Source organism: Pseudomonas sp. MLB6B (assembly GCF_054508135.1).
This window is the reverse complement of record NZ_CP199313.1, coordinates 2,559,445-2,581,253: the sequence shown is the minus strand read 5'-3', so window position 1 is coordinate 2,581,253 and position 21,809 is coordinate 2,559,445. Positions and strand designations below refer to the sequence as shown.

Sequence of the window (21,809 nt, the reverse complement as noted above, 5' to 3'; positions counted from 1 at the left end):
TACCGATCATTGTCGACGGGCCGACTCGCTCGACGCCAACGGATCGACCGTTGGCGAGCCCCTTCAGTCAGTGCTGCCTGTCAATCGCCGCTGACCCCGCGTGCACAGATAAAGCAACACCCCCAGCACCATCAACCCACCCGCCCGCAGCCAGGTATCCCAGCCTTGTTGGCTGAGCAGCAACAGACACGACAGAATTGCGAGCACCGGCACCAAGGTCGGTACGCGGAAGTGCTCCTCCGCCACGGCATCACGGCGCAGCACCAACACCGCGACGTTGGTGCTGAGGAACACGAACAGCAACAGCAGCACCACCGTCTGCGCCAAAGTGGCCAAGGTGCCGGTGAGCGTCAGTGCAATCGCCACCAGCGTGGTCGCGACGATTGCCATCCACGGTGTGCGCCGCCCTGGCAGCACCGCGCCCAGCACGCCCGGCAGCAGTCGCAGGTTGGCCATGCCATAGGTGAGCCGGCTGGCCATGATCATGGACAGCAGCGCGCCGTTGGCGACCGCCACCAAGGCGATGAAGGCGAACAGCATGGGCGGAATGTTCAGCCCCGACTCGCGCACCACTTCCAGCAGCGGCGCCGAGGTGGCGACGAGTTTGTCGGTCGGCAATACGCTCGACGCCGCCACCCCCACCGCCATGTACACCACGCCCGCCGTGAGCAGCGCGGCGAACAAGGCGCGTGGGTAGATGGTGCGCACGTCCTTGATTTCCTCGGCCAGGTTGGCGGACGTCTCGAAACCCACGAAGGAATAGAACGCCAGCAACGCTGCGCCGAGTACGGCGAGCATCGGGTTGATGCCCGGTTTGAACGTCAGGGTGCGGCCCAGGTCCGCATCGCCCGTGCGGAAATACCAGGCCGCGGCGACCACCACCAGCAGCAGGCCCGACAGCTCGATGAGCGTCATCACCAGGTTCGCCCCCAGGGACTCCTTGATGCCCCGCGCATTGAGCGCGGCGATGGCGACGAGGAAGACGGTGGCGGCCAGGTACGGCGAGACATCGATGAAGGCGCTCAGGTAATCCCCGGCGAACGCCAGCGACAACCCCGCCGCGCTGGTGACGGCCGCCGCGAGCATGCTGAAGCCGACCAGGAACGACAGCAGCGGCGACTTGAAGGCCTTCTCCGCGAACACCGACGCCGCACCGGCGTGCGGGTATTTGGTCACCAGCTCGGCGTAGGAGCCGGCGGTGAGCATGGCGAAGAACAGCGCGATCAGCAGCGGTACCCAGATTGCCCCACCCACTTCGCCTGCGATGGTACCGGCGAGAGCGTAGACACCTGCGCCGAGGACGTCGCCGAGGATGAAGAGGTACAGCATGGGGCCGGTGATGGCGCGGCGTAGGGAGGGCTTGGCGGCGGTGGTGGGCACGGTCGACTCCTGTCGGGGGGTGGGATGGGACTTTGAGCTTCGAGCCTTGAGCCTTGAGCCTTGAGCCTTGAGCCTTGAGCCTTGAGCGTTTTGATTGGAGCCTAGCGTTCGGGTTTCGAGGTCAGGTGGTTGGGACGGTGGGAGCGGTGGTTAATGCCGAAGGATGTACGGAGGAGCTGACGGACGGGTGCGTTGACGGGTGCCGATAGCTCAGAGCTTTGGGATATCGCCCATAGCCTCCGCAATGGTTGCCAGACCTTCTTCGATACCCGCGATGTCGGTTTGCAGCTTGGCGAATGCGAGGTCCAGGGCTTCGTTGTCGTCCACAGTCTGATGGCCGCGCAAAGTGATAGCGCGCTCTTGCTCCGTGACATGCAGTTCATGAACGCTTTCGCGCAGCGCCAGGAGCTGATCGAAGATGGCTGCGAGTTGGGTGTTGCTGTCGGCGCGGTTGCTGGACATCGAGATCTCCTTCGATTTGCTATCGCGGGGCGTGGCCTAGAGGGTTCAACTTCGGATAGATACTCTACCCACGAAGTTCAGCCAAAGCGCCCCGTCTTACGCTGGACCCTGTGGGAGCGGCTTCAGCCGCGATGGGCTGCAATGCAGCCCCACCCCAGCCACCATCCCATCACCTGTTAATAAACAACGCCACCACCAACACTACAAACCCTCAGCAAACCAGCCCATATGCCCACAAATCCGCAACTCACATAACCCGCACTTCCCCCACAAGCCGAGATATGACCAAATCCAAAACCTCCCCCAACCAGGCCCTCCCCCATGCCAACCCCCACCCCCGCCCAACCCCTCAACCGCCTCACCTGCCCCGGCTGCGGCTGGACCCTCGCCATCCTCGCCCAAACCGACGCTCCCATCAGCAAATGCCCATGGTGCGGTAACAACGAATTCAACGACCAACCGCCCACCCACAGCGGCGCGGGCCAGATGCTGGAATGCAAACGGCATGGAACGGTGGTGGTGCAAGTGTTGGATAAAGGGATCGAGACTGAGGACTTCCTGGATAACCTGTATTGCCCGTTTTGCCCGTGAGCCTTTCTCGGTTTCGTTTCGGCTTTGCCAAAGGCGTGCAGTGAACATTAGGCAAGCCGGCATCACCTGTAAGCACCTCAGGTCGGTACTACCTGCTAACTGCAGTCAGCCGGAGCAATCATCCGCGCTATCGCGATGTCCTCGACCAAAGCCTTCGTCATCCCACTCAAAAAGTGAGCGGCAACGATCAAGGATTCATCCGGCTCCAGGCTCGCTTCACGTGTGAGTTTGTACACGCAGTTCATCAGCACATTGGCTTGTTCCAGCAAATAATCCTGGTCATGGCCTGGTTCGACTCGGAAAAGCCGGTGGCTGCTGTTGCCCTTGGCTCCTTCGCCGAAGGTGGCTGATCCAATAGATTCGGTTTTTGCTTTGGCACACTTCGAAGAATGACTGCTCACAAATGACTCCCCCTCCTCCATGCCTTGATGGCCTGCGCCAAGCCGGCCATCAGGGCGCCACGCTCTGAATGCACGGTGGCGTTTTCGGTTACCAGCCGATCAGCGTTCGATGCCTATCGCTTGGCAAACGTTTGCGAGCTTCGAGATTCAGGTGGACATTGGGGGGTGTAACGAGAGAAAGAAGCTGGGAAAGGTCTGCACAACAGGGCAGTGCGCTGAATGGCTAACGAGATAGTGGGCGGCGGGTCTGGGACAATTTTCAGCATGCGAGCTCCTTATTCTTTAACGGACCCGCCACGCTTTCGCTGTCAAACAAAAGGGTGGCGGCTGTACGCGGGTTGACAGACCGGAGAAATAAGGAAAAACCGGCGCACACGAGGTGCCCCACGCACAGCCACCATAACACATGGCTCGTACGGTCCTTTTTCTCTCGGCCTGTCACAACCGGTCGCCTATAGGAGGCGACGGGGCGGGAGACTAGGACCTATGGAAATTGACCGCAAGAGATTGATGGCTGGAGGAGTATCTTTGGGAAATGGACTACAAGGAATAGGAAAATTCTGACTTTCCAATGATGCGGAAAAGGCTGTGGACGCGGTCAGGTATTCAATCCCAGCCCCGCTCTTCGTAGGGGATCATGTCTTGCTCAGGAAAATCACTCAGGTACTCGCCCCATTGCATATACGCATAGTAGAGAGTCATGGCCTCGAAATAGCTTTCAGCTTCGACCTCCCAGATCAGCTTCGCTCCAGGCTGCATCAGCGCTCGCGCGCGCTCACCGCGAGCACCCGCCAGGCAAAAAGTCTGGCAGCCGTCAGGTTCTTGCCAGAGTTCGTGGTTCACTTTTTCATCCTCTTGCAGAACGCTGCTAATAGTGAAATGCCAGTTGGAGATTCGCTGAGGCTGATGCAGGCACTGGCTTCTAAAAGTCGTCAGGATCGCTAGAGATTGATCATCTAAAAGCACCGCTGCTATCGCACAGACTGCATCGATACCGACACTCAATCAGCAGAAGCGTTAGGGCGTTTGCTGAGCAAGCGGGCGATCTCCCATACCCATCCGAATTCGCGATAAAGTGGCCCCTCGGTACGTAGACCGGAACTCATACAGACCCAGCATTCACCGTCATATCGAACTGCGTCTATGGCAGATGACACATCGATAACTTCATCGGGAACAATCTCACCCTCGCCCGACAGAATACCCTGAGTGATAGAGTGGTTGCCTCCAGACACCCAGCCGATGCCGAGCGGGATCATAAGCGTGACGCGGTGGTTCGAGTCCTGAGTGAATCGGCCACAGGAACGGCCAGGACCGATGGCGCCCAAGCTGCTCTCGATGCTTGAGCTACTCCATATCGTTGGAAGCACCACATCTCGCCAGAGACGCACCGTATGGCTTTTATCGACGGTTTGGCGCCCATACTTGGTTACATGCGAAAGCAACGTGCCCTCAGCTGTCGGTATTTGCCAGAGGCCGCCCATGCTGCGGATCCATGAGAGAGATTCGGGAGCACAATGCTTGGGTCGAATCAACGCTGCGCGCATATGATCGGCTTGTACAGGCCTCAGTACTATCTTGATGAGATCCTCAAGACCCTCCCGATTTGCATCATCTGCAAGCATTCTTGCCCACCTTATGACGTTTTCAAACTCGGTGACAGATGAGCTCATTGCCGTGTCCTCCTTGTCGGAAAATTCCTAAATTTTGCAGATCAACGATTCTAGGTATGCTGGTAAACGTCGCATGCCATCGTGCTCCTAACCCAAGTTTCTCATTTGATCCAAGCCCAACTGAGGCCTCCGAACAAACTCCCATTCCCTCCTATCATGCTCCCGCTCGATCCGCCGGTAACCCGGTATAGGCTCCGTAAGCGAGCCCACTGCCGGAACCGCGCCCATGAATCTTCTCTCACTCAACATCGCTCCTCGGGCCTCTCTGCGTTTCGGCCTGATCACCCTGCTGCTAGTCGCCTTGGGTGGGTTCATTTACCTGCAACTTGGCAAGTTGCGCGTCACCGAACAGGACATCGAAGTAACTGGCTGGCCAGCACCCAAACCACTGACGATATCCAGATCGCGGTGCTGAAGGCGCGGCTGGAGGGCATTCGCCTGCTGGCCGCTACCCGGCCAGAGGACCGTACAACCGCCATCGACCAACTGAACAACGCCCGCGACATCCTCAACGACCGCACAAACTGCTATCGCCAACCTCTGGTCTCCGACAAACAGGAACGACAAACCTTCGAAGCGGCTGCCGCGCGTATGGCGACGTTTCTGGATGGCTTGGCGCACATCGTGACCGTGGAAGCCACTGACCATGACCAAGCGGTAGCCTACGCCAACAACGAGCAAAAGGCGCATGCCGAGGCCTACCAGACCGAGCTTACCCGCCTGCGCGAACACAATGCGGAAGGCGCTGCCGCTGCGGGCGCCCAGACGACTGACGTGTACATCAACAGCACCGAAGTGATCGCCGTAATGGTGGCCGCAGCGCTGTTGCTCACCATCGTGCTGGCCGTGCTGCTCACCCGCAGCATCGTGGTACCGCTTGCCGCGTCGCTATCGATGGCCGAAAACATTGTCAGAGCTGATTTGCGTGCGGCGGTGACGGTAGTGGGTGTCGACGAGGCCAGCCGGCTGATGACGGCGCTGAACGCTATGCAGGGCAACTTGCGCACGACCATAAGCGAAATTTCGGACGCCTCGACGCAGTTGAGCGCCGCCGCCGTCGAGATGACCGCCATCACCGAAAGCGCCAATCGCACCCTGCACCAGCAGAACGGCGAGATCGAACAAGCCGCGACAGCAGTGAACCAGATGAGCACGGCCGTCGACGAGGTGGCGCGCAACGCCACTTCCACCTCGCAAGCGGCCAAAGAATCGACCATCGCGGCTGAGATGGGTAACCAGAAGGTCACGCAAACCCTGGTGGCCATGCGCAGCCTCAAAGACCGCGTCGACCTCACCGCTGAGCAGGTGCAGCAATTGGCCGGGCAAACCCAGGAGATCAGCAAGGTGTTGGGTGTGATCGGCGCCATTGCCGAACAGACCAATCTGTTGGCCTTGAATGCTGCCATTGAAGCTGCGCGTGCGGGCGAGCAAGGCCGCGGCTTTGCGGTGGTGGCCGATGAAGTGCGTGCGTTGGCGCACCGTACACAAACTTCTACAGGCGAGATTGAGGGGATGATCGCTTCGATCCAGGCGCGCAGTACCGCTGTGGTGACGGCCATGGGTGACAGCTTGCGTGAGGTGAGCACCACTCAAGGCACGACAGACGATGCTGGGCAGTCGTTGCAGGTGATTACCCACGCTGCGCAGATGATCGATGACCGGAATCAGCAGATTGCGACGGCTTCTGAAGAGCAGGCTTATGTTGCGCGTGAGGTGGATCGGGCTTTGGTCAGCATTCGTGACCTGGCGCTGCAGAGCAGCGAGGGGACGCGGCAGACGTTGATTGCCAGTGGGGAGTTGTCTCAGTTGGCGATTAATTTGAATCAGATGGTGGCGCGGTTTCGGACTTGAGCTTGAGTTTCTCTCATTGAGGCGGCGATAGGGGCAGAACGTGCTAGGCGTTCAGTCCCAGAAAGTCATGGTGCATCTTTAACCCCCAGTAGCAGGATGCATTTTGGAGGGACGTCTCCATGATTCAGCGCGCACGACGCCACGAATTCGAGCCGAACTCCAAGCGTCGAAATAGTCGAATCGAAGGCTTGCCGTCCGTTACCGGTTGAACGTGAAAACTGTCGCCAAGTGGCGGATAAGAACCATTAAGCAGGATGCTCGGAGGGGCTACCACGCATGGACCAACGGCCAAGTCGAGCACATGAACCGTACGATCAAAGACGCCACTATCCAGTCCTTCCACTACCCAGGCTTCGCCCCACTAAAGGCACATGCACAGGCTTCCATAATGGTGTACAACTTCGCCAGGCACTCAAGGCTTTGCGATGGCGCACGCCGTTCAAGGTGATCTGGGAAGCCTGGACGAAAAGCCCAGGGCGATTCACTGTCAGTCCGCACCGCCTCATTCCGGGACTGTACATACGAAACTCTGGGTGATTCAGTGAGCAGGTATTTGTGCAAAATTAAAAGTACAACTCTGGCAGATTTGAGACTTTCCCAGCTACGATAACACGGGAAAAATGCAGATGTCCGCATGTGAAACCGTTGAATTCAGGACATTTTTAAAAGAGCATGCACATGAAAAAGCTAAGTAATGATTTCAGTGGAGCACTTCGAACATTCGCGTATTTTATGGCAAGTGGAAGCCACCACATGCTTAAAAACGTGGAATACCTCGACCTCTATGGCGCTGAGCCGAGTGCGATTGAGATGGTTTTTGCGATATTCGCGAATGTCATAGAAATGGACAGTGAAGGCAACGTGTTAAATTTCACTTACGCCCAAGCGAGAGCCACTGACTACTTAAGGTCATACTGCGACCCCTCTTTCGAAGTGACGCCGCCTCTAGAAGACTGGGAAACCAAGCTGCATCGGCCGCCCTCATCCGCCCGCTAAGAAAAGTTTTGCTCTTGGACATAGGGGGCCGGAAAAAGCCGAAAGGCCCAGTCTAATGGCTTTTTTTGGCCGAAAGCTGCCAGCCATGATGGCGCACGCCTGAATAAGCCCGCTATGCAGTCTGTCCTTCGTAAGCGTCCGGCGAACTCACCTTCCGAACTCCAGCTTTAAGGGCGATGGTGTCCGCGTATTTTTAAGCGGACGCGATCACCCTTATCGCCAGGATCTCCATGCGCCAACGAAGCTCTTATCCGAAGCCTTTCAAAGCCCAGGTCGTTCAGGAATGCCTGCAACCTGGCGCAACCGTGTCCAGTGTCGCCATCAGCCACGGCATCAACGCCAACGTCATCCGCAAATGGCTGCCGCTCTATCGAGACCAGTCCGCGACAACTTCGCTACCGGCCTTTGTGCCACTGAAGGCTGCCCGTAAACGGCCAACTGAAGCGTCAGTGATCATTGAGTTAGCCATGGCCGGGCAAGTGATCACGGTGAAATGGCCGACCTCAGATCCCGAGGGCTGTGCGCAATTTATCCGGGCTGTCGCTCAATGATCCGCATCGATACGATCTGGCTGGCTACCGAGCCGATGGACATGCGCGCTGGTACCGAAACCGCATTAGCCCGAGTGATCGCGGTGTTCGGTGCGGCGAAGCCGCACTGCGCCTATCTGTTCGCCAATCGCCGGGCTAATCGAATGAAAGTGCTGGTGCACGACGGCGTGGGCGTCTGGCTTGCAGCGCGACGACTGAACCAAGGCAAGTTCTACTGGCCCGGCATTCGCCACGGCGGCGAGGTCGAACTCGACAGCGAACAACTTCAGGCGTTGGTGCTCGGCCTGCCGTGGCAGCGCGTCGGTGCAGGCGGTGTGATCAGCATGCTGTAACCGCCGTGCATTTGGCCGGTCTACGTGTCGTCGTCACGTGCCTGCTCTGGCACAATCGGTGACATGACTTTCTCGCCCAACCTCGACCAAATGACCACGGAACAGCTTCGTGCCTTGGCGGCGCAGGCGTTGCAGTTGCAGTCCCAGGTCGAGGCGATGAGCAGGAAGATCCAGAACGATCAAACTGTCATTGAACAGCTCACTTACGAAATCGCCCTGCTCAAACGCCACAAGTTTGCCAAGCGCAGCGAGCAAATCAGCCCGGCGCAAAGCAGCTTGCTGGATGACTTGCTCGACACAGACCTTGAGGCTATCGAAGCCGAGCTAAAACAGCTCCTTCCAGCTGCGCCACAGGCCGAACCACGGCGATCCCCGAAACGTGCGCCATTGCCGCCGCAGTTTCCACGCACGGTGATTCGTCACGAACCCGAAAACACCCAGTGCGCCTGTGGCTGCCAACTTCAACGCATCGGCGAAGACGTCAGTGAGAAGCTGGATTACACACCGGGTGTATTTACCGTCGAGCAACATGTGCGTGGCAAATGGGCCTGCCGTCAGTGCGAAACACTGATCCAGGCGCCTGTGCCGGCGCAGGTTATCGACAAAGGTATCCCGACCGCAGGCCTGCTGGCCCACGTCATGGTGGCCAAGTTTGCCGATCACTTGCCGCTGTACCGGCAGGAGAAAATCTTTGGGCGCGCCGGGCTGGCCATCGCTCGCTCGACCTTGGCCCAGTGGGTTGGACAAACTGGTGTGCGACTCCAACCACTGGTCGATGCACTGCGTGAAGCGGTGCTGAGCCAGGGCGTGATTCATGCCGATGAAACACCGGTGCAAATGCTTGCGCCGGGCGAGAAGAAAACTCACCGAGCCTATGTCTGGGCCTACAGCACGACGCCGTTTCCGGCGCTTAATGCGGTGGTTTACGACTTCAGTCCAAGCCGTGCAGGCGAACATGCGCGCAACTTCCTGGGCGACTGGAACGGCAAGCTGGCTTGCGATGACTTCGCTGGCTACAAAGCCGGTTTTGAGCAAGGCATCACTGAAATCGGCTGTATGGCTCATGCTCGCCGCAAGTTCTTCGACCTGCATGTCGCGAACAAAAGTCAGCTGGCCGAACAGGCGCTGCACTCGATTGGCGGTTTGTACGAGGTTGAACGCCAGGCTCGGGATATGAGCGACGAAGACCGTTGGCGAATACGTTAGGAAATGGCGGTACCGATCAGCAAGACACTGCATGACTGGATGTTGGCCCAGCGCGATCTGGTGCCCAACGGATCAGCCACGGCCAAGCCCTCGATTACAGCCTGAAACGCTGGGTAGCGCTGACGCGCTACCTGGAGGATGGGGCCGTGCCCATCGACAACAACCAAGTCGAGAACCAGATACGGCCATGGGCACTCGGTCGCTCGAACTGGTTGTTTGCCGGGTCGCTGCGCAGTGGCAAGCGGGCGGCTGCAATCATGAGCCTGATCCAGTCGGCGCGCATGAATGGGCATGATCCGTATGCCTATCTCAAGGATGTGTTGACGCGCCTACCGACGCAGCGAGCCAATGAGATTGATCAATTGTTACCCGATCAGTGGCGACCAGCATAGTGGTGAACGGTGTCAACACAGCATCGTATCAGTTGATTTTCTTGTCTTTATGCGGCAGATTCATGCCATGAACAGTTACCGTTTCCAGTGCGCAAATTCAATTATTACCACCTTCACCTAGGTGGTGGGACTGCGCACGATTTGCCAAACCCCGCCTCAGCAGCGGGGCTTTTCATTCCTCCTCTGAGGCTACTTCAGGAGCGCAGGAATGGACGCACTTACCCGAACCCTCAAAGAGACAATCGAGGCCGCTGATCGAGCCATCACAGCCGAAGACTTCGACGAGCTAATGAAGTTTTATGCGGATGATGCCAGTCTCGTGGTCAAACCAGGATTGACCGTCGCAGGCAAAGAAAGCATCCGCCGAGCTTTTGTCGCCATTGCGGAGCATTTCAATAACAGCATCGTTGTCACACAGGGGGAGATGCAGGTTATACAAGGGGGTGATGTAGCTCTCGTTATCATGGAGACCCGGCTACAAGCCACGGACAAGACGGGAGTGAAAACTGAGATTTTGCGTAGGGCGACCTACGTGTTTCGTCAATTTTCAGAAAAGTGGCTATGCGTGGTGGACAACTCCTACGGAACGACGCTACTGGATAGCGGTGTCGAATCGTAGGATATCAAGAGGGTGGAGCCTACCCCGGTAAGTAGGCTCCATCACCCAAGCGGAAGGCAAAATTTTTCTATCCGCAAGGTGCGTCGGCCAGACGCTTACTGTCCTTCCAGCTTGACTAGCGCCTGGACAATACTCCAACTAAGCCCACCCTATATGACGATTTCTGCGCCCGCGCCAATGCGCGTACCGCCGCATCGAGTTCCAGTCTCGATGCTCTGACACGCTCGCTACCCTCGGTATATCGAAGACATTGCCAGCAGCTTTCGGCCTAACTGCTCCACCCTTGAAACTCATGCGCCACCACGCATAGTCGACCTGCACTTCTGCGAGATACCTGCATCGACCACCTTGCCCAATGGACCGCGCTGGTAGCGTTGGCATGCGCCGGTTGCTCTCACCAAGAAGCCGGCCTTCTCAGCTTTCATCAGATAGCGCTCGATCATGTGCCTGACCGTCAGCCCCTGACGCTTAGCACGCTCGATTGCGCCTGGCTCTGACAGCTCAGTTTCCCGACGCTTGGCCCACGGCTGCGCCCCCTGCTTGCGGGCGAAGACCTGGCTCTCTTGGTAGACTGTCGTCTTGTCGCGGCTGATACGAATCTGGACCAGATAACTGGGTATACCATCAGCCTTTTTGCGCGTCCGAATGGTTGCTATAGGGAATTGGTACACGTCCTTTTAAGATTGGTACATCGCACCAATCCCATTCAAAAACGCCTTATCCCACGAAAATCGGTACAGAACACGTTGAACGAATCTCCTGCAAAACCAGCTTCAAACCCAGAAGCCCAAAGCCCTGAACCCTCCCGCCGCTTCAGCGTCGCCCCCATGATGGACTGGACAGACCGCCACTGCCGCTTCTTCCTGCGCATCCTCTCCAAACACACCCTCCTCTACACCGAAATGGTCACCACCGGTGCCCTCCTCCACAGCGACCCCGACCGTTTCCTGCGCCACGACCCCACCGAACACCCCCTGGCCCTCCAACTCGGCGGCAGCGTCCCCGCCGACCTCGCCGCCTGCGCCAAACTCGCCCAAGCCGCCCACTACGACGAGGTCAACCTCAACGTCGGCTGCCCCAGCGACCGCGTGCAGAACAACATGATCGGCGCCTGCCTCATGGCACATCCGGCCCTGGTGGCCGACTGCGTCAAAGCCATGCGCGACGCCGTCTCAACGCCGATCACCGTCAAGCACCGCATCGGCATCAACGGCCGCGACAGCTACGCCGAGCTGTGCGACTTCGTCGGTCAGGTGCGCGATGCCGGTTGCCGCAGCTTCACCGTGCATGCGCGCATCGCCATCCTCGAAGGCCTGTCGCCCAAGGAGAACCGTGAGGTGCCGCCGCTGCGCTATGACGTCGCCGCACAGCTCAAGGCCGACTTCCCGGACCTGGAGATCGTGCTCAACGGCGGGATCAAGACGCTGGAAGAATGCCAGGCGCACTTGCAGACCTTCGACGGGGTGATGCTGGGTCGCGAGGCGTACCACAACCCCTACCTGCTGGCCGAGGTCGACCAGCAGCTGTTCGGCAGCACCGCGCCGGTGATCAGCCGCGCCGAAGCCTTGGCGCAGTTGCGGCCGTACATCGTCGCGCATCTGGAAAGCGGCGGTGCCATGCATCACGTGACGCGGCACATCCTTGGGCTGGGCCAAGGTTTCCCGGGCGCACGGCGATTCCGTCAGTTGCTGTCGTCGGACATCCACAAGCATCCCGAGCCGTTGGCGGTGCTGGATCAGGCCGCTGAGCTGTTGCAGGGGCGTTGAACTGAACCAGCGGGGAGGCGCCGACTCGAAGCCTACAGTCCGATCCGACTTGTCCTACCCGCCTTGAGCGGAGCCCGACCGTCGGGTACTGTCGAGAACTCGCAAAGGAAAGAGCACGTCATGACCTCCAAGCTGGAACAACTCAAACAGTTCACCACCGTGGTCGCCGACACCGGCGACCTGGAAGCCATCATTCGGCTCAAGCCGGAAGATGCCACCACCAACCCTTCGCTGCTGCTCAAGGCCTCCGGCCTGGAAGGCTATGCGGAGCTGCTGGGCAAGGTCAAAAGCGACGCGAAAGGCAACGTCCAAGCGGCCTGCGATCAGTTTTCGGTCAGCGTGGGCAGCGGGCTGCTCAAAGAGATCCCAGGGCGCATCTCCACTGAAGTGGATGCCCGCCTGTCGTTCGACGAGCCGGCGCTGTTGAAGAAAGCGCACCACCTGATCGATCTGTACGACAAGGCCGGTGTGGGCCGCGAACGCGTGCTGATCAAGCTGGCCTCCACCTGGGAAGGCATTCGTGCCGCCGAGAAGCTGGAGAAGGATGGCATCCAGACCAACCTCACCCTGCTGTTCTCCTTTGCCCAGGCGCAAGCCTGTGCCGATGCCGGGGTGTTCCTGATCTCGCCGTTCGTGGGCCGTATCTACGACTGGTACAAGAAGAGCACCGGCAAGGAATACACCGGCGCCGACGATCCGGGCGTGCAGTCGGTGGCGCGTATCTACGACTACTACAAGACCAATGGCTACGACACCGTGGTCATGGGCGCGAGCTTCCGCAACATCAATCAGATCGAGCAACTGGCCGGCTGCGATCGCCTGACCATCAGCCCGGAACTGTTGCAAAAGCTCAGCGAAGACGAAGGCGAACTGCCGCGCGTGCTCAAGCCGGGCAATGCCGGCGAAGCCAAGCAGCAACTGAGCGAAAGCCAGTTCCGCTGGGCCTTGAACGAAGACGCGATGAGCACCGAGAAGCTTGCCGAAGGTATTCGTCAGTTCGCCCGCGATCAGGAAAAACTCGAAGCGCTCATGGCGCAGTGATGGTTAGGGTGCGCCGGTGCCCTCATGCGGCGTCGGCGCACTTTTGGCCTCCAGCGCGTAAGCGCCCTTCTTCTTTCTCCCCGCAGTCGATAGCGCAATGACTCCTCCCCTCCCATGCATCCTCGCCGGCCCCGTGCTGCGGCGGCTGGAACCTCGGCGCCTGGCGATCTGGCTGGTGGCGACCCGTGCGCTGGCGCCTGTCGTCCACCTGCCGGGATACCCCTGCGAGACCATCTGCACCCTGGTGCCAATCGGGCAGCACGCGTTCGTGCATTTGCTGGAGGTCACCTTCGACACGCCGCTGCCGGTCGACACCCTGCTCGCCTACGACGTGCAGGTGCCGGGCCTGGGGGGCGTGCGGGACTGGGCGGCGCACTTGCTCTACCCCGGCCAGTCGATGCCGAACCTGGTGCTACGCGGGCGTTTCGACCAGTTGCTGCACGGCTCGTGCCGCAAGCCGCACCACCCGGCCAACGACGGTCTGCTGTGCGCCGACGATCTGCTGCTGGCCTGCACCGAGCCGCAGCAACGTCCAGCCGCGCTGTTGATGACCGGGGACCAGGTGTACGTGGACGATGTGGCCGGGCCGATGTTGCAGGCCATCCATCAGCTGATCGAGCGCCTGGGGCTGTTCGATGAAGTGCTGGATGGCGCGCGGATCGAGCACAGCCAGGCGCTGCATGGCGATGTTTCCAGCTACTACCGGCGTGCGGAGCTGCTGCCGAGCACCCCTGGCAACGAGGGCCTGAAGCGACGCTTCTTCGGCGGCAAGCGCAAGCCGATCTTTTCGTCCAGCAACGCCGACAACCACCTGGTCAGCTTCGCCGAGGTGATGGCGATGTATTTGCTGGTGTGGTCGCCAGTGCCGTGGTCGTTGATCGAATTGCGCATGCCGGCAGGCCTCAGCGAAGAGCATCGGCAGCGCTACAGCGACGAGCTGCCGCACGTGCACGCCTTCAGCCGCGGGCTCGACCGGGTGGCGCGGGTCATGGCGCACCTGAGCTGCCTGATGATCTTCGACGACCACGACATCACCGACGACTGGAACCTGTCGGCGCTGTGGGAGCAGACCGCTTACGGCCACCCGTTCTCACGGCGGATCATCGGCAATGCGCTGCTGGGCTACCTGCTGTGCCAAGGCTGGGGCAATGATCCGCAGCGTTGCGGGCCGTTGGTCGAAGGCGCCAACAAGTTGCTGCACAGTGGCTCGACCCTCGACGCTGCGCTGCACGATGCATTGATCGACCGCCTGCTGCACTTCCAGGGCTGGCACTACCAGATCGCCAGCGACCCGCCGCTGCTGGTGCTCGACACCCGCACGCGGCGCTGGCGCAACGAGGACCACCCGCACAAACCCTCGGGTCTGCTGGATTGGGAAGGTTTATGCGAGTTGCAGCAGGCGCTGCTGGACCACCCCTCGGCGGTAATCGTCTCGCCCGCGCCGATCTTCGGGGTGAAGCTGATCGAGACGGTGCAGCGGGTATTCAGCTGGCTGGGCTATCCGCTGCTGGTCGATGCGGAGAACTGGATGGCGCACCGCGAAGGCGCGCAGACCATCCTCAACATCTTTCGCCATTCGCGCACGCCGGGGCATTACGTGATTCTGTCGGGCGACGTGCATTACTCGTTCGTCTACGAGGTGCTGATCCGCGATCGCCAGCGCAGCCCGCATTTGTGGCAGGTGACCAGCAGCGGCATCAAGAACCAGTTTCCCAAGCGCTTGCTGGATGTGCTGGATCGGTTGAATCGCTGGTTGTATGCACCGAACTCGCCGCTGAACGGTCTCACCAAGCGGCGCAAGATGCAGGTCGAGCCGCGTACGCCGAGCAATCGTCAGGCGGGGGAAAGGCTGTGGAACAGCGCAGGGCTGGGGCAGGTGTTCTTCGATGAGAATGGCCGGCCGGCGCGGGTGTACCAGTTGAATGCGGATGGCACGGCGAAGACGGAGTTCGTGGGCAAGAGTGGCGTTTGAGGCACGGCACCGGCACTGCTGGCTGAACATGCAGATCCAGCCCCTCCGGCAGGGGCAAGTAGCTTCCTGAAACCCATCTCACCTCCAATGCGCGCCCCTCACGCATCGACAACACGCTGCTTGGCAATTTCCTGGTTGCGCAGGATGAAGCGCTGCACTTTGCCGCTGGGGGTCTTGGGCAACTGCTCGGTGAACTCGATCTCCCGTGGATAGGCATGGGCGGCGAGACGATGCCGCACATGCAGGCGGAGCGCTTCGGCCAGCTCGGGGCTGGGCAAGTGGTCCGGGGCGAGGACCACGAAGGCTTTGATGATTTCCGTGCGCTGCGGATCGGGCTTGCCGACGACGGCCGCTTCGACCACGGCGGGGTGTTCGATGAGCGCGCTCTCCACATCGAACGGGCCCACTCGGTAACCGGAGGTGGTGATCACATCGTCGTCGCGCCCGACGAAACTGATACTGCCGTCGTCGTTGAGCTCGACCACGTCACCGCTGAGGTAATAACGCCCGGCGAAGGCCTTGGTGGCCATGCCGAAGTAGCCGCGAAACCAGCATGCCGGCGAGCGTTCGCGGTCGATGGCCAGTGTGCCCGGCTGGCCGGCGGGCAGCTCGCGCTGGGCGTCGTCCAGCACCACCACGCGGTAGCCCGGCGAGGCGTAGCCGGCCGAGCCTTCGCGCACAGGATGATCCAGGCCATGGTGGTTGCACAGCACCATGCCGAGTTCGGTTTGCCCGTAGTGGTCGTGGATGACCACCCCCAGCTGTTCGGCGAACCAGCGGATCACCTGCGGATTGAGCGGCTCGCCCGCGCTGCTGACCCGTCTCAGACGCCCGCGCACGCCCTCGGCGAACTGCGACTGCGCCGCGATCAACAGGCGATACGCGGTGGGCGAGCCGGCCAGGTTGCCGATGGCATATTTGTCGATCACCCGGCAGGTGCTCTCCACCGAGAACGACCCGTTGTAAAACAGCGTGGCGTGCCCGCAGGCCAATGGCCCAATGACGGCGTAGTAAAGGCCATACGCCCAGCCGGGGTCGGCCAGGTTCCAGAACGGCTCGCCGGGCTCAAGGCCGATGGCATCGCGCATGTAGCGTTTGAACGACAGGATGGCGCTCAGCGGTACTTCCAGCGGCTTGGCCGGCCCCGTGGTGCCGGAGGTGCACATCAGCAGGAACGGCGCGGTGGCTGGCTGCAACAGAGGCTCGCACGTCGTGCTTTGCCGGGAGAGACTGGCCCAGAAGTCCAGATGCGGATCGGCGTCCGTGCCGCCCACCAGCAATACCCCAGGCAAGGCAGCGATCTCATCGAGCTTGGGGCGGTTGTGCAGGTCGGTGACGATCCAGCGGGCGCCCGAGCAGGCCAGGCGCTGCTCGATCGCCTTGGGCCCGAAGGCGGTGAACAGCGGCTGGTAGACCGCGCCAACGCGCCAGGTGCCGAGCACTACCACCAGCAGTTCGACCGTGCGCGGCAGCAGGCCCGCCACCCGGTCGCCCGGCTTTACCCCCTGCTCGCGCAGCAGGTTGCCGAAGCGGGCGGCCTGTTCCTCGAGCTCGGCATAGGTGTACTGCGCCGCGCTGCCGTCCTGGGCTTCGTAGTACAGCGCGATGGTGTTCTGCTCGGCATGGCGATCGCAACATTCGACGCAGGCATTGAGCGCGTCGAGCGTGCCCTGCAAGTCAGCCTCGGCGGCGCGTCGATAGTCGAAGTCCAGTACTGCGGATTGATAGTCACGCATCACGGCACCTGTTTATTGTTGTTGGGCGTGTCGCGCAAGAGGATCGGCCGTGGCCCCGCAGCGGAGCAATGGCAAAATCCTTCAACCTGTGTGAGTGGTTTTTCCAGCATGCCACGCGTTGCTCGCGCCCTCTCGGGCAGCGGCGCCGTCGCTTCGAGTGCCTGAGCGCCAGGACATGGGCCGCAGTGCTCGAAGACCTGCGGCCGATAGCACGTCGCCAGGGGCTAGCGGGACTTCGAGCAAGACGCGCGCGAGGTGAATCTCAGCGTGAGTAGACGCCGTCTACGGAAAACTGGAGGGTACGGGGGCGTACACCGGTGGGCGTTTATCGTGTCCAGCCAGGTGAACCAAGTGTTGAAAGGACTGAAAACCGAGCGCCAGGCGCCGGTCAGCTACGCTCCAGCGCATTGACCAGGTCGCGGAACGCCTCGCGGTTGGAGTCGTTCAAGCCCATCAGGATGCGGTGCGCTTCGAGCACCTTGGCGCGCACCAGGTCTTCGCTCTGGTCCTGCGGCGGCAGCTCGTCCAGGCATTCCGGGCACGGCAGTGGGTGATCGACAATGTTGAACACCTGATCGAAACCCATCGACTGCAACAGCCGCGAAATGTCAGGGTGCGTGGTGACCACGGTCGGCAGAAGGCCGACCTTCTGGCGCGAGAGAATCGACAGCTTGGCCAGCAACCCCAGGGTGGTGCTGTCCATGCTTTCGGTTTCGGTCAGGTCGATGACGATGTTGGAGAAACTCAACGAACTGAAGATTTTCTCGATGGTGGCATCCAAGGCCGTGCACAAGGTCAGACGCACTTCACCGACGAACTTCAGCACGAAGGTGCCGGTTTCTTCGGCAAACTGGATTCTTCCAGTACTCATTGCAGGTTCCTGCTCAGCACCAAGAGGGCGATATCATCCGGCATCTCCCCAAGCGTAGACAATCCGAATCGTCGGCGCAGGCCATCCAGGCTGCCGCCCGCTGCCTTGACCACCTCGGGCAAGCCAGCTTCTTTCTCTTTCAGGGTACTTCCTGGCAACAGGTCCAGGATGCCGTCCGACAGCAGGGTAAGGCTGAACTGCGGCGGCAGCTCCACGACGTGGTCCTGATAGCTCGCCTCTTCGAACAGGCCCACCGGCAGACCGCGCCCTGCCAGATAGCGCGCCTGGCCAGGGGTGTACAACACCGGCAGCGGCAGGTGGCCGCCGACGGCGTAGGTCAGCAGGCCCGTGTCTTCGTCGATCACGCCGCCGACCATGGTCACGTGCTTGCCCAGCTTGCAGTTGATCAGGCCACGGTTGATGTGGCCCAGCACGTCGGACGGCTTGAAGTCGCGCAAGGCGCTGTTGCGCTTGAATTCGAACAACAGGCGCGTGGTCATGAACTTGAGCAGCACGGTGACGAAGGCCGACGAAGCGCCATGCCCGGACACGTCGGCCAGGTAGAAGGCGATGCGCTTTTCGTCGACACGGAAGTAGTCGACGAAATCGCCCGACAAATACAGCGACGGAATGATCTGGTGTTCGAAGGCGAAATCCGACGCGCTCCACGGGCTGTGCGGCAGCATGTTCATCTGCACTTGGCGGCCGGCGGTCTGGTCTTCCTGCAACAGGCTCAGGCTGGCTTGAAGTTCGCGGTTGGTCGCTTCCAGCTTTTCCCGATAGCGCTGGTTTTCCTGCTGCAGGCGCGCACGCTCCAGGGCACGGTGCACCGAGTGCTCGAGCACGGCGAGGTCTTCCAGCGGCTTGATCAGGTAGTCGGCGGCGCCCAGGCGCAGGGCCTCGACGGCATCGCTCATCACACCTGCCCCGGAGACCACGATGACCGGCAACTGTGGCGCGCGTTCGTTGAGCGTGCGGATCAGCTCCAGCCCGCCCATGTGCGGCATGCGCAGGTCGCAGATGACGAGATCCGGGGTCTGCTGTTCGAAGGTTTGCAGGCCGAGCTGGCCGTTGTTGGCCTGGAGCACGCGGAAGCCGCTGTCTTCGAGATAGGCGGCGAGGCTCTCGCGCACTACGTCGTCGTCATCGATGATCAGCAGCGTTGCACTGGTTTTCTGCATGTGGGCGAACGGCGCCAGAAATAGGTTGGCGTAGCGCTGCAAGGTGGCGGGCAGTCGACTACTGGAATTCTCTCTGGCCACTCACGCTGGACAAGGGTGCGAGGGGCTCGCGGGCTGCCCAGGGTAGAAGTGCCCTGTAAGGCGCAGACGGTACTCCCATCCGCCAGGCGTTTCAAGCACGGCAGGCGCGACGTTCCCGCACTTTACAGGCGAAATCGCCGGGAGTTATAAGAAAGTTCCCAAGCCCTACCGGATGGAAGGTTGCCCCATGTCACAGACGCCCCCGAACTACAGCGAGAAACGCGATTTCATCCGTATGCGGGTCGATACGGCCGCCAGCCTGTTGCATGCGGGCGAAGTGATCGCTGCCGTGTGCCTCGACTTGTCGAGCAGCGGCATGCAGGTGCAAGCCCCGCAGCATTTTCAGGTGGGTGACCGCATCGAAGTGCGCATCGAATCGGAACATGCCGCGCTCAAGGGCCTGCAAGCGAGCACGGAAGTGGTGTGGATCGCCGACCAGCCCGATGGGGAGCAGAAGCTGGGGCTGCGCATCCTGGAAATGCGCTGAGCCGCACGGTAGGTCGGCGGCTCGCTGCACGGGCGTATCAGAAGTCGTCTTCGACTTCGCCATCCTTGACGCGGAACTCGCGGTTCTGCAGATAGGCGTTGCGGATGAAGATGTACTTGTCGCCGCTGATCAGCTTCTCCGCCGACAACAGCTGCGCGCGGGTGTCGATCACGTCAGCCGCGAAGACGGTGTTACGGGTCGGGACGTGGTCGATGTAGCGATACGGCTTGGTGTAGGTGTCCGGGTAGCGCGCCAGGCCGTCGCGCACGGTGCTCGGCCCCAGCAGCGGGATGACCACGTACGGGCCGCTCGGCACGCCCCAATAGCCCAAGGTCTGGCCGAAGTCTTCGTCGTTGCGGGTCAGACCCATGTGGGTACCGACGTCGATCAGGCCGCCCAGGCCAAAGGTGGTGTTGACGATCAGGCGCGCCGTGTCCACACCGGCGGCGTGGTACTTGAGCTGCAGCACGTCGTTGGCCAGGTTGGTGACATCGCCTAGGTTGCTGAACACGTTGTGGATGCCGTCTTCCACGAACTGCGGGGTGATGGCCTGGTAGCCTTTGGCCAAGGGCTTGAGGGCATAGGTGTCCAGCACGTCGTTGAACTTGAAGATCGGCCGGTTGACGGCTTCCCAGGGATCGTCCTCGGTGGCGGCCTGAGTCGCCGTGATCGGCGCCAGCAGCAAGCTGGCACAGATACAGGCCTGGGTGACGCGATCAATCACGCCGGTCCTACGCATAATGCTTCTCCATCGAGGGGTTCACGGCGGCACGCGCTGGAACGCGGGTGCCTGACAAGGCGCCAGTATAAGACCTCCGCTGCCGATGAACAGCTTTGCGATCAAGTGCACAACGATGCCCTGGGCAGGCGAAAGGGCGTTGGGTGGATTACGCTTGCCTGTAGGTCAGAAACCTTTGACCAATTGCGTAGGTCCATGCCTTACGTCATTGAAGGAGTGCCCCCATGTCCGCCCCCGAACTGCAAGCGCGTCTGAACAGCCTGCGCGAACAGCTGGATCGCAATGTGCCGCTGTCCGAGCAGGAAGTCGCCAACCTGCACGAAGAAGCGCGCGAAGTCGAAGCCCAGCTCAAACTCGAAGAAGCGACGGCCGACAACAACGTGGTCGATGGTGTGAACCTGGCCATCGAACGTTTCGAAGCCGAGCATCCAGACCTCACCGCAACCCTGCGCAGCATCGCCAACTCGTTGCATAGCATGGGCATCTGAGGCAGCGGCCGCTCCGGCGGCCTACATCGGTAGGGCCAGGGTGAAATGGCGCAGGCGCCACACCCAGGCCTTGTAGCCTATGCAGCCAGCGCCTTGGCCAAGGGTTACTGACGCACCAATCGCAGGTTGCGCGGCGCGATGGCCTCGCTGCTGCGGTACGGATTGATGTCCAACCCGCCGCGGCGCACATAGCGCGCATAGACGGTCAGGCGCTGCGGGTTCAGCAGTTTCTTCAAGTCCAGATAGATGCGCTCCACACACTGCTCGTGGAAGTCCGAGTGCTGGCGGAAACTCACCAGGTACGTCAGCAGGCTGGCGTGGTCCAGGGCCGAGCCGTGGTAGTCCACCACCACGCTGCCCCAGTCCGGCTGGCTGGTGACCGGGCAATTGGATTTGAGCAGGTGGCTGTGCAGCGTCTCTTCCACGATGCGCTCGGAGTCGCAGCGCAGTAGGTCGGGTTGTGGGTGGTCGTAGCTGTCGATGGTCACGTCCAACCCGTCGATGCACCGGCCCGGCAAGGCAGTGGTGCCCTCCTCTTCGACTTCGGCCAGTGTGCGCACGCGCACGGCGACCGGTTTGCCGGCGGCGGCGGAAAGGTCGTTCACCAGGCAGGCACGCAGTTCATCGCTGGTGGTGAAGGCGGTCTGGTTCAGCGAGTTGAGGTAGAGCTTGAACGACTTGGACTCGATGATGTTCGGCGAGTCGGCCGGAATGGCGAATTCGCCGATGGCGACCACCGGCTTGCCCGAGGGCAGCAGCCACGACAGCTCGAAGCAGTTCCAGTAGTCCAAGCCCTGCCACGGCAGGTTCTGGGCGCTGACGCCGAGTTCGGTCCATTTGGCCAGGCGCGGGATGGGGAACAGCAGCGAGGGGGTGTAGGTGGCGATATATTCGCTGGACTTGCCCAGCGGCGAGTGTTCGGCGGAAGGGTGCATGGGGGAAGCTGCCTGCAGAGTCAAATGCGGGCGATTCTACCGGGTTTCATCCCGGCCG

General features: G+C 60.8%; 22 protein-coding genes and 3 pseudogenes. 14 read left to right on the top strand and 11 right to left on the bottom strand.

What is annotated here, in order from left to right:
* Positions 1-63: 63 nt before the first annotated feature.
* Together ACSMEV_RS11475 and ACSMEV_RS11470 are read right to left on the bottom strand one after the other, a co-directional pair.
* Positions 64-1,329 (bottom strand): APC family permease, encoded by a 1,266-nt coding sequence (locus tag ACSMEV_RS11475; RefSeq protein WP_459208331.1) that lies wholly within the window; start codon positions 1,327-1,329, stop codon positions 64-66.
* A 261-nt stretch (positions 1,330-1,590) separates the two neighbouring features.
* A complete protein-coding gene (locus ACSMEV_RS11470) occupies positions 1,591-1,842 on the bottom strand; it encodes a hypothetical protein (RefSeq protein WP_459205265.1) in 252 nt (83 codons plus the stop codon).
* Positions 1,843-2,163: 321 nt separating this feature from the next.
* Between ACSMEV_RS11470 and ACSMEV_RS11465 the strand changes: the two genes are divergently transcribed.
* The gene (locus ACSMEV_RS11465) at positions 2,164-2,433 is read left to right on the top strand and encodes a hypothetical protein (RefSeq protein WP_459205264.1); all 270 of its coding nucleotides are present in this window, start codon (positions 2,164-2,166) and stop codon (positions 2,431-2,433) included.
* A 95-nt stretch (positions 2,434-2,528) separates the two neighbouring features.
* Here the strand turns inward: ACSMEV_RS11465 and ACSMEV_RS11460 are convergent, their stop codons facing one another.
* The 3 genes from ACSMEV_RS11460 to ACSMEV_RS11450 form a co-directional block, all read right to left on the bottom strand.
* Entirely contained in the window at positions 2,529-2,834 is a 306-nt protein-coding gene (locus tag ACSMEV_RS11460) for a DUF3077 domain-containing protein (protein ID WP_459205263.1), read from the bottom strand.
* A gap of 606 nt (positions 2,835-3,440) precedes the next feature.
* Positions 3,441-3,839, bottom strand: a complete 399-nt coding sequence (locus ACSMEV_RS11455; RefSeq protein WP_459205262.1) for a hypothetical protein — start codon at positions 3,837-3,839, stop codon at positions 3,441-3,443.
* A complete protein-coding gene (locus ACSMEV_RS11450) occupies positions 3,836-4,507 on the bottom strand; it encodes a DUF6710 family protein (protein ID WP_459205261.1) in 672 nt (223 codons plus the stop codon). The genes ACSMEV_RS11455 and ACSMEV_RS11450 overlap by 4 nt, the downstream gene beginning before the upstream one ends.
* 156 nt (positions 4,508-4,663) lie before the next feature.
* Between ACSMEV_RS11450 and ACSMEV_RS11445 the strand changes: the two are divergent.
* From ACSMEV_RS11445 to ACSMEV_RS11410, 8 genes and pseudogenes are all read left to right on the top strand, one after another.
* A pseudogene (locus tag ACSMEV_RS11445) lies at positions 4,664-5,455 on the top strand (MCP four helix bundle domain-containing protein); the annotation flags it as partial.
* A gap of 21 nt (positions 5,456-5,476) precedes the next feature.
* A complete protein-coding gene (locus tag ACSMEV_RS11440; protein WP_459208330.1) occupies positions 5,477-6,358 on the top strand; it encodes a methyl-accepting chemotaxis protein in 882 nt (293 codons plus the stop codon).
* Between the two features lie 268 nt (positions 6,359-6,626).
* Positions 6,627-6,895 (top strand): annotated as a pseudogene (locus ACSMEV_RS11435) (integrase core domain-containing protein); the annotation flags it as partial.
* A 141-nt stretch (positions 6,896-7,036) separates the two neighbouring features.
* Positions 7,037-7,354 (top strand): DUF7677 family protein, encoded by a 318-nt coding sequence (locus ACSMEV_RS11430; protein ID WP_459205260.1) that lies wholly within the window; start codon positions 7,037-7,039, stop codon positions 7,352-7,354.
* A 230-nt stretch (positions 7,355-7,584) separates the two neighbouring features.
* Complete coding sequence (gene tnpA / locus ACSMEV_RS11425) at positions 7,585-7,905, top strand: IS66-like element accessory protein TnpA (RefSeq protein ID WP_459205259.1); 321 nt, start codon at positions 7,585-7,587, stop codon at positions 7,903-7,905.
* The gene (tnpB, locus tag ACSMEV_RS11420; protein ID WP_459205258.1) at positions 7,902-8,237 is read left to right on the top strand and encodes an IS66 family insertion sequence element accessory protein TnpB; all 336 of its coding nucleotides are present in this window, start codon (positions 7,902-7,904) and stop codon (positions 8,235-8,237) included. The genes tnpA and tnpB overlap by 4 nt, the downstream gene beginning before the upstream one ends.
* Before the next feature lie 63 nt (positions 8,238-8,300).
* Positions 8,301-9,835: pseudogene (tnpC, locus tag ACSMEV_RS11415) on the top strand (IS66 family transposase).
* A gap of 208 nt (positions 9,836-10,043) precedes the next feature.
* A complete protein-coding gene (locus ACSMEV_RS11410) occupies positions 10,044-10,454 on the top strand; it encodes a YybH family protein (RefSeq protein WP_459205257.1) in 411 nt (136 codons plus the stop codon).
* Between the two features lie 290 nt (positions 10,455-10,744).
* Here ACSMEV_RS11410 and ACSMEV_RS11405 read toward each other — a convergent pair whose 3' ends face one another.
* Positions 10,745-11,125 carry a hypothetical protein gene (locus tag ACSMEV_RS11405; protein ID WP_459205256.1) on the bottom strand — a complete coding sequence of 127 codons (381 nt, stop codon included), beginning with the start codon at positions 11,123-11,125 and terminating at the stop codon, positions 10,745-10,747.
* Positions 11,126-11,200: 75 nt separating this feature from the next.
* Here ACSMEV_RS11405 and dusA point away from each other — a divergent pair, with 75 nt between their 5' ends.
* The 3 genes from dusA to ACSMEV_RS11390 all read left to right on the top strand — a co-directional run bounded on the left by dusA (position 11,201) and on the right by ACSMEV_RS11390 (position 15,233).
* On the top strand, positions 11,201-12,220 hold the full coding sequence (gene dusA, locus ACSMEV_RS11400; protein WP_459205255.1) for a tRNA dihydrouridine(20/20a) synthase DusA: 1,020 nt from the start codon (positions 11,201-11,203) through the stop codon (positions 12,218-12,220).
* A 120-nt stretch (positions 12,221-12,340) separates the two neighbouring features.
* A complete protein-coding gene (tal, locus tag ACSMEV_RS11395) occupies positions 12,341-13,261 on the top strand; it encodes a transaldolase (protein ID WP_459205254.1) in 921 nt (306 codons plus the stop codon).
* A gap of 97 nt (positions 13,262-13,358) precedes the next feature.
* Positions 13,359-15,233 carry an alkaline phosphatase D family protein gene (locus tag ACSMEV_RS11390; RefSeq protein WP_459205253.1) on the top strand — a complete coding sequence of 625 codons (1,875 nt, stop codon included), beginning with the start codon at positions 13,359-13,361 and terminating at the stop codon, positions 15,231-15,233.
* A 98-nt stretch (positions 15,234-15,331) separates the two neighbouring features.
* Here the strand turns inward: ACSMEV_RS11390 and ACSMEV_RS11385 are convergent, their stop codons facing one another.
* The 3 genes from ACSMEV_RS11385 to rssB all read right to left on the bottom strand — a co-directional run bounded on the left by ACSMEV_RS11385 (position 15,332) and on the right by rssB (position 19,021).
* The gene (locus ACSMEV_RS11385; protein ID WP_459205252.1) at positions 15,332-16,969 is read right to left on the bottom strand and encodes an AMP-binding protein; all 1,638 of its coding nucleotides are present in this window, start codon (positions 16,967-16,969) and stop codon (positions 15,332-15,334) included.
* Between the two features lie 388 nt (positions 16,970-17,357).
* Positions 17,358-17,840 carry an anti-sigma factor antagonist RssC gene (gene rssC, locus ACSMEV_RS11380; RefSeq protein ID WP_296264001.1) on the bottom strand — a complete coding sequence of 161 codons (483 nt, stop codon included), beginning with the start codon at positions 17,838-17,840 and terminating at the stop codon, positions 17,358-17,360.
* Positions 17,837-19,021, bottom strand: coding sequence for a two-component system response regulator RssB (gene rssB, locus ACSMEV_RS11375; protein WP_459208329.1), 1,185 nt, complete (start codon positions 19,019-19,021; stop codon positions 17,837-17,839). The genes rssC and rssB overlap by 4 nt, the downstream gene beginning before the upstream one ends.
* Before the next feature lie 268 nt (positions 19,022-19,289).
* Here rssB and ACSMEV_RS11370 point away from each other — a divergent pair, with 268 nt between their 5' ends.
* Positions 19,290-19,589, top strand: coding sequence for a PilZ domain-containing protein (locus ACSMEV_RS11370; protein ID WP_459205251.1), 300 nt, complete (start codon positions 19,290-19,292; stop codon positions 19,587-19,589).
* A 37-nt stretch (positions 19,590-19,626) separates the two neighbouring features.
* Here ACSMEV_RS11370 and ACSMEV_RS11365 read toward each other — a convergent pair whose 3' ends face one another.
* Positions 19,627-20,328, bottom strand: a complete 702-nt coding sequence (locus ACSMEV_RS11365; protein WP_459205250.1) for an MlaA family lipoprotein — start codon at positions 20,326-20,328, stop codon at positions 19,627-19,629.
* 224 nt (positions 20,329-20,552) lie between these two features.
* Here ACSMEV_RS11365 and ACSMEV_RS11360 point away from each other — a divergent pair, with 224 nt between their 5' ends.
* Complete coding sequence (locus tag ACSMEV_RS11360; RefSeq protein WP_459205249.1) at positions 20,553-20,816, top strand: DUF4404 family protein; 264 nt, start codon at positions 20,553-20,555, stop codon at positions 20,814-20,816.
* A gap of 104 nt (positions 20,817-20,920) precedes the next feature.
* Here the strand turns inward: ACSMEV_RS11360 and queF are convergent, their stop codons facing one another.
* Positions 20,921-21,751, bottom strand: a complete 831-nt coding sequence (gene queF, locus ACSMEV_RS11355; protein ID WP_459205248.1) for an NADPH-dependent 7-cyano-7-deazaguanine reductase QueF — start codon at positions 21,749-21,751, stop codon at positions 20,921-20,923.
* Positions 21,752-21,809 lie beyond the last annotated feature (58 nt).

What these genes read in the sequence shown, in the direction of transcription:
- ACSMEV_RS11385 (WP_459205252.1), bottom strand. Translation starts at nt 16,969, where the DNA reads ATGCGTGACTATCAATCCGCAGTACTGGACTTCGACTATCGACGCGCC.
- ACSMEV_RS11410 (WP_459205257.1), top strand. Translation starts at nt 10,044, where the DNA reads ATGGACGCACTTACCCGAACCCTCAAAGAGACAATCGAGGCCGCTGAT.
- tnpA (WP_459205259.1), top strand. Translation starts at nt 7,585, where the DNA reads ATGCGCCAACGAAGCTCTTATCCGAAGCCTTTCAAAGCCCAGGTCGTT.
- rssC (WP_296264001.1), bottom strand. Translation starts at nt 17,840, where the DNA reads ATGAGTACTGGAAGAATCCAGTTTGCCGAAGAAACCGGCACCTTCGTG.
- ACSMEV_RS11440 (WP_459208330.1), top strand. Translation starts at nt 5,477, where the DNA reads ATGACGGCGCTGAACGCTATGCAGGGCAACTTGCGCACGACCATAAGC.
- tnpB (WP_459205258.1), top strand. Translation starts at nt 7,902, where the DNA reads ATGATCCGCATCGATACGATCTGGCTGGCTACCGAGCCGATGGACATG.
- ACSMEV_RS11470 (WP_459205265.1), bottom strand. Translation starts at nt 1,842, where the DNA reads ATGTCCAGCAACCGCGCCGACAGCAACACCCAACTCGCAGCCATCTTC.
- ACSMEV_RS11450 (WP_459205261.1), bottom strand. Translation starts at nt 4,507, where the DNA reads ATGAGCTCATCTGTCACCGAGTTTGAAAACGTCATAAGGTGGGCAAGA.
- rssB (WP_459208329.1), bottom strand. Translation starts at nt 19,021, where the DNA reads ATGCAGAAAACCAGTGCAACGCTGCTGATCATCGATGACGACGACGTA.
- ACSMEV_RS11370 (WP_459205251.1), top strand. Translation starts at nt 19,290, where the DNA reads ATGTCACAGACGCCCCCGAACTACAGCGAGAAACGCGATTTCATCCGT.
- ACSMEV_RS11360 (WP_459205249.1), top strand. Translation starts at nt 20,553, where the DNA reads ATGTCCGCCCCCGAACTGCAAGCGCGTCTGAACAGCCTGCGCGAACAG.
- ACSMEV_RS11430 (WP_459205260.1), top strand. Translation starts at nt 7,037, where the DNA reads ATGAAAAAGCTAAGTAATGATTTCAGTGGAGCACTTCGAACATTCGCG.
- ACSMEV_RS11465 (WP_459205264.1), top strand. Translation starts at nt 2,164, where the DNA reads ATGCCAACCCCCACCCCCGCCCAACCCCTCAACCGCCTCACCTGCCCC.
- ACSMEV_RS11390 (WP_459205253.1), top strand. Translation starts at nt 13,359, where the DNA reads ATGACTCCTCCCCTCCCATGCATCCTCGCCGGCCCCGTGCTGCGGCGG.
- ACSMEV_RS11475 (WP_459208331.1), bottom strand. Translation starts at nt 1,329, where the DNA reads ATGCTGTACCTCTTCATCCTCGGCGACGTCCTCGGCGCAGGTGTCTAC.
- tal (WP_459205254.1), top strand. Translation starts at nt 12,341, where the DNA reads ATGACCTCCAAGCTGGAACAACTCAAACAGTTCACCACCGTGGTCGCC.
- ACSMEV_RS11365 (WP_459205250.1), bottom strand. Translation starts at nt 20,328, where the DNA reads ATGCGTAGGACCGGCGTGATTGATCGCGTCACCCAGGCCTGTATCTGT.
- queF (WP_459205248.1), bottom strand. Translation starts at nt 21,751, where the DNA reads ATGCACCCTTCCGCCGAACACTCGCCGCTGGGCAAGTCCAGCGAATAT.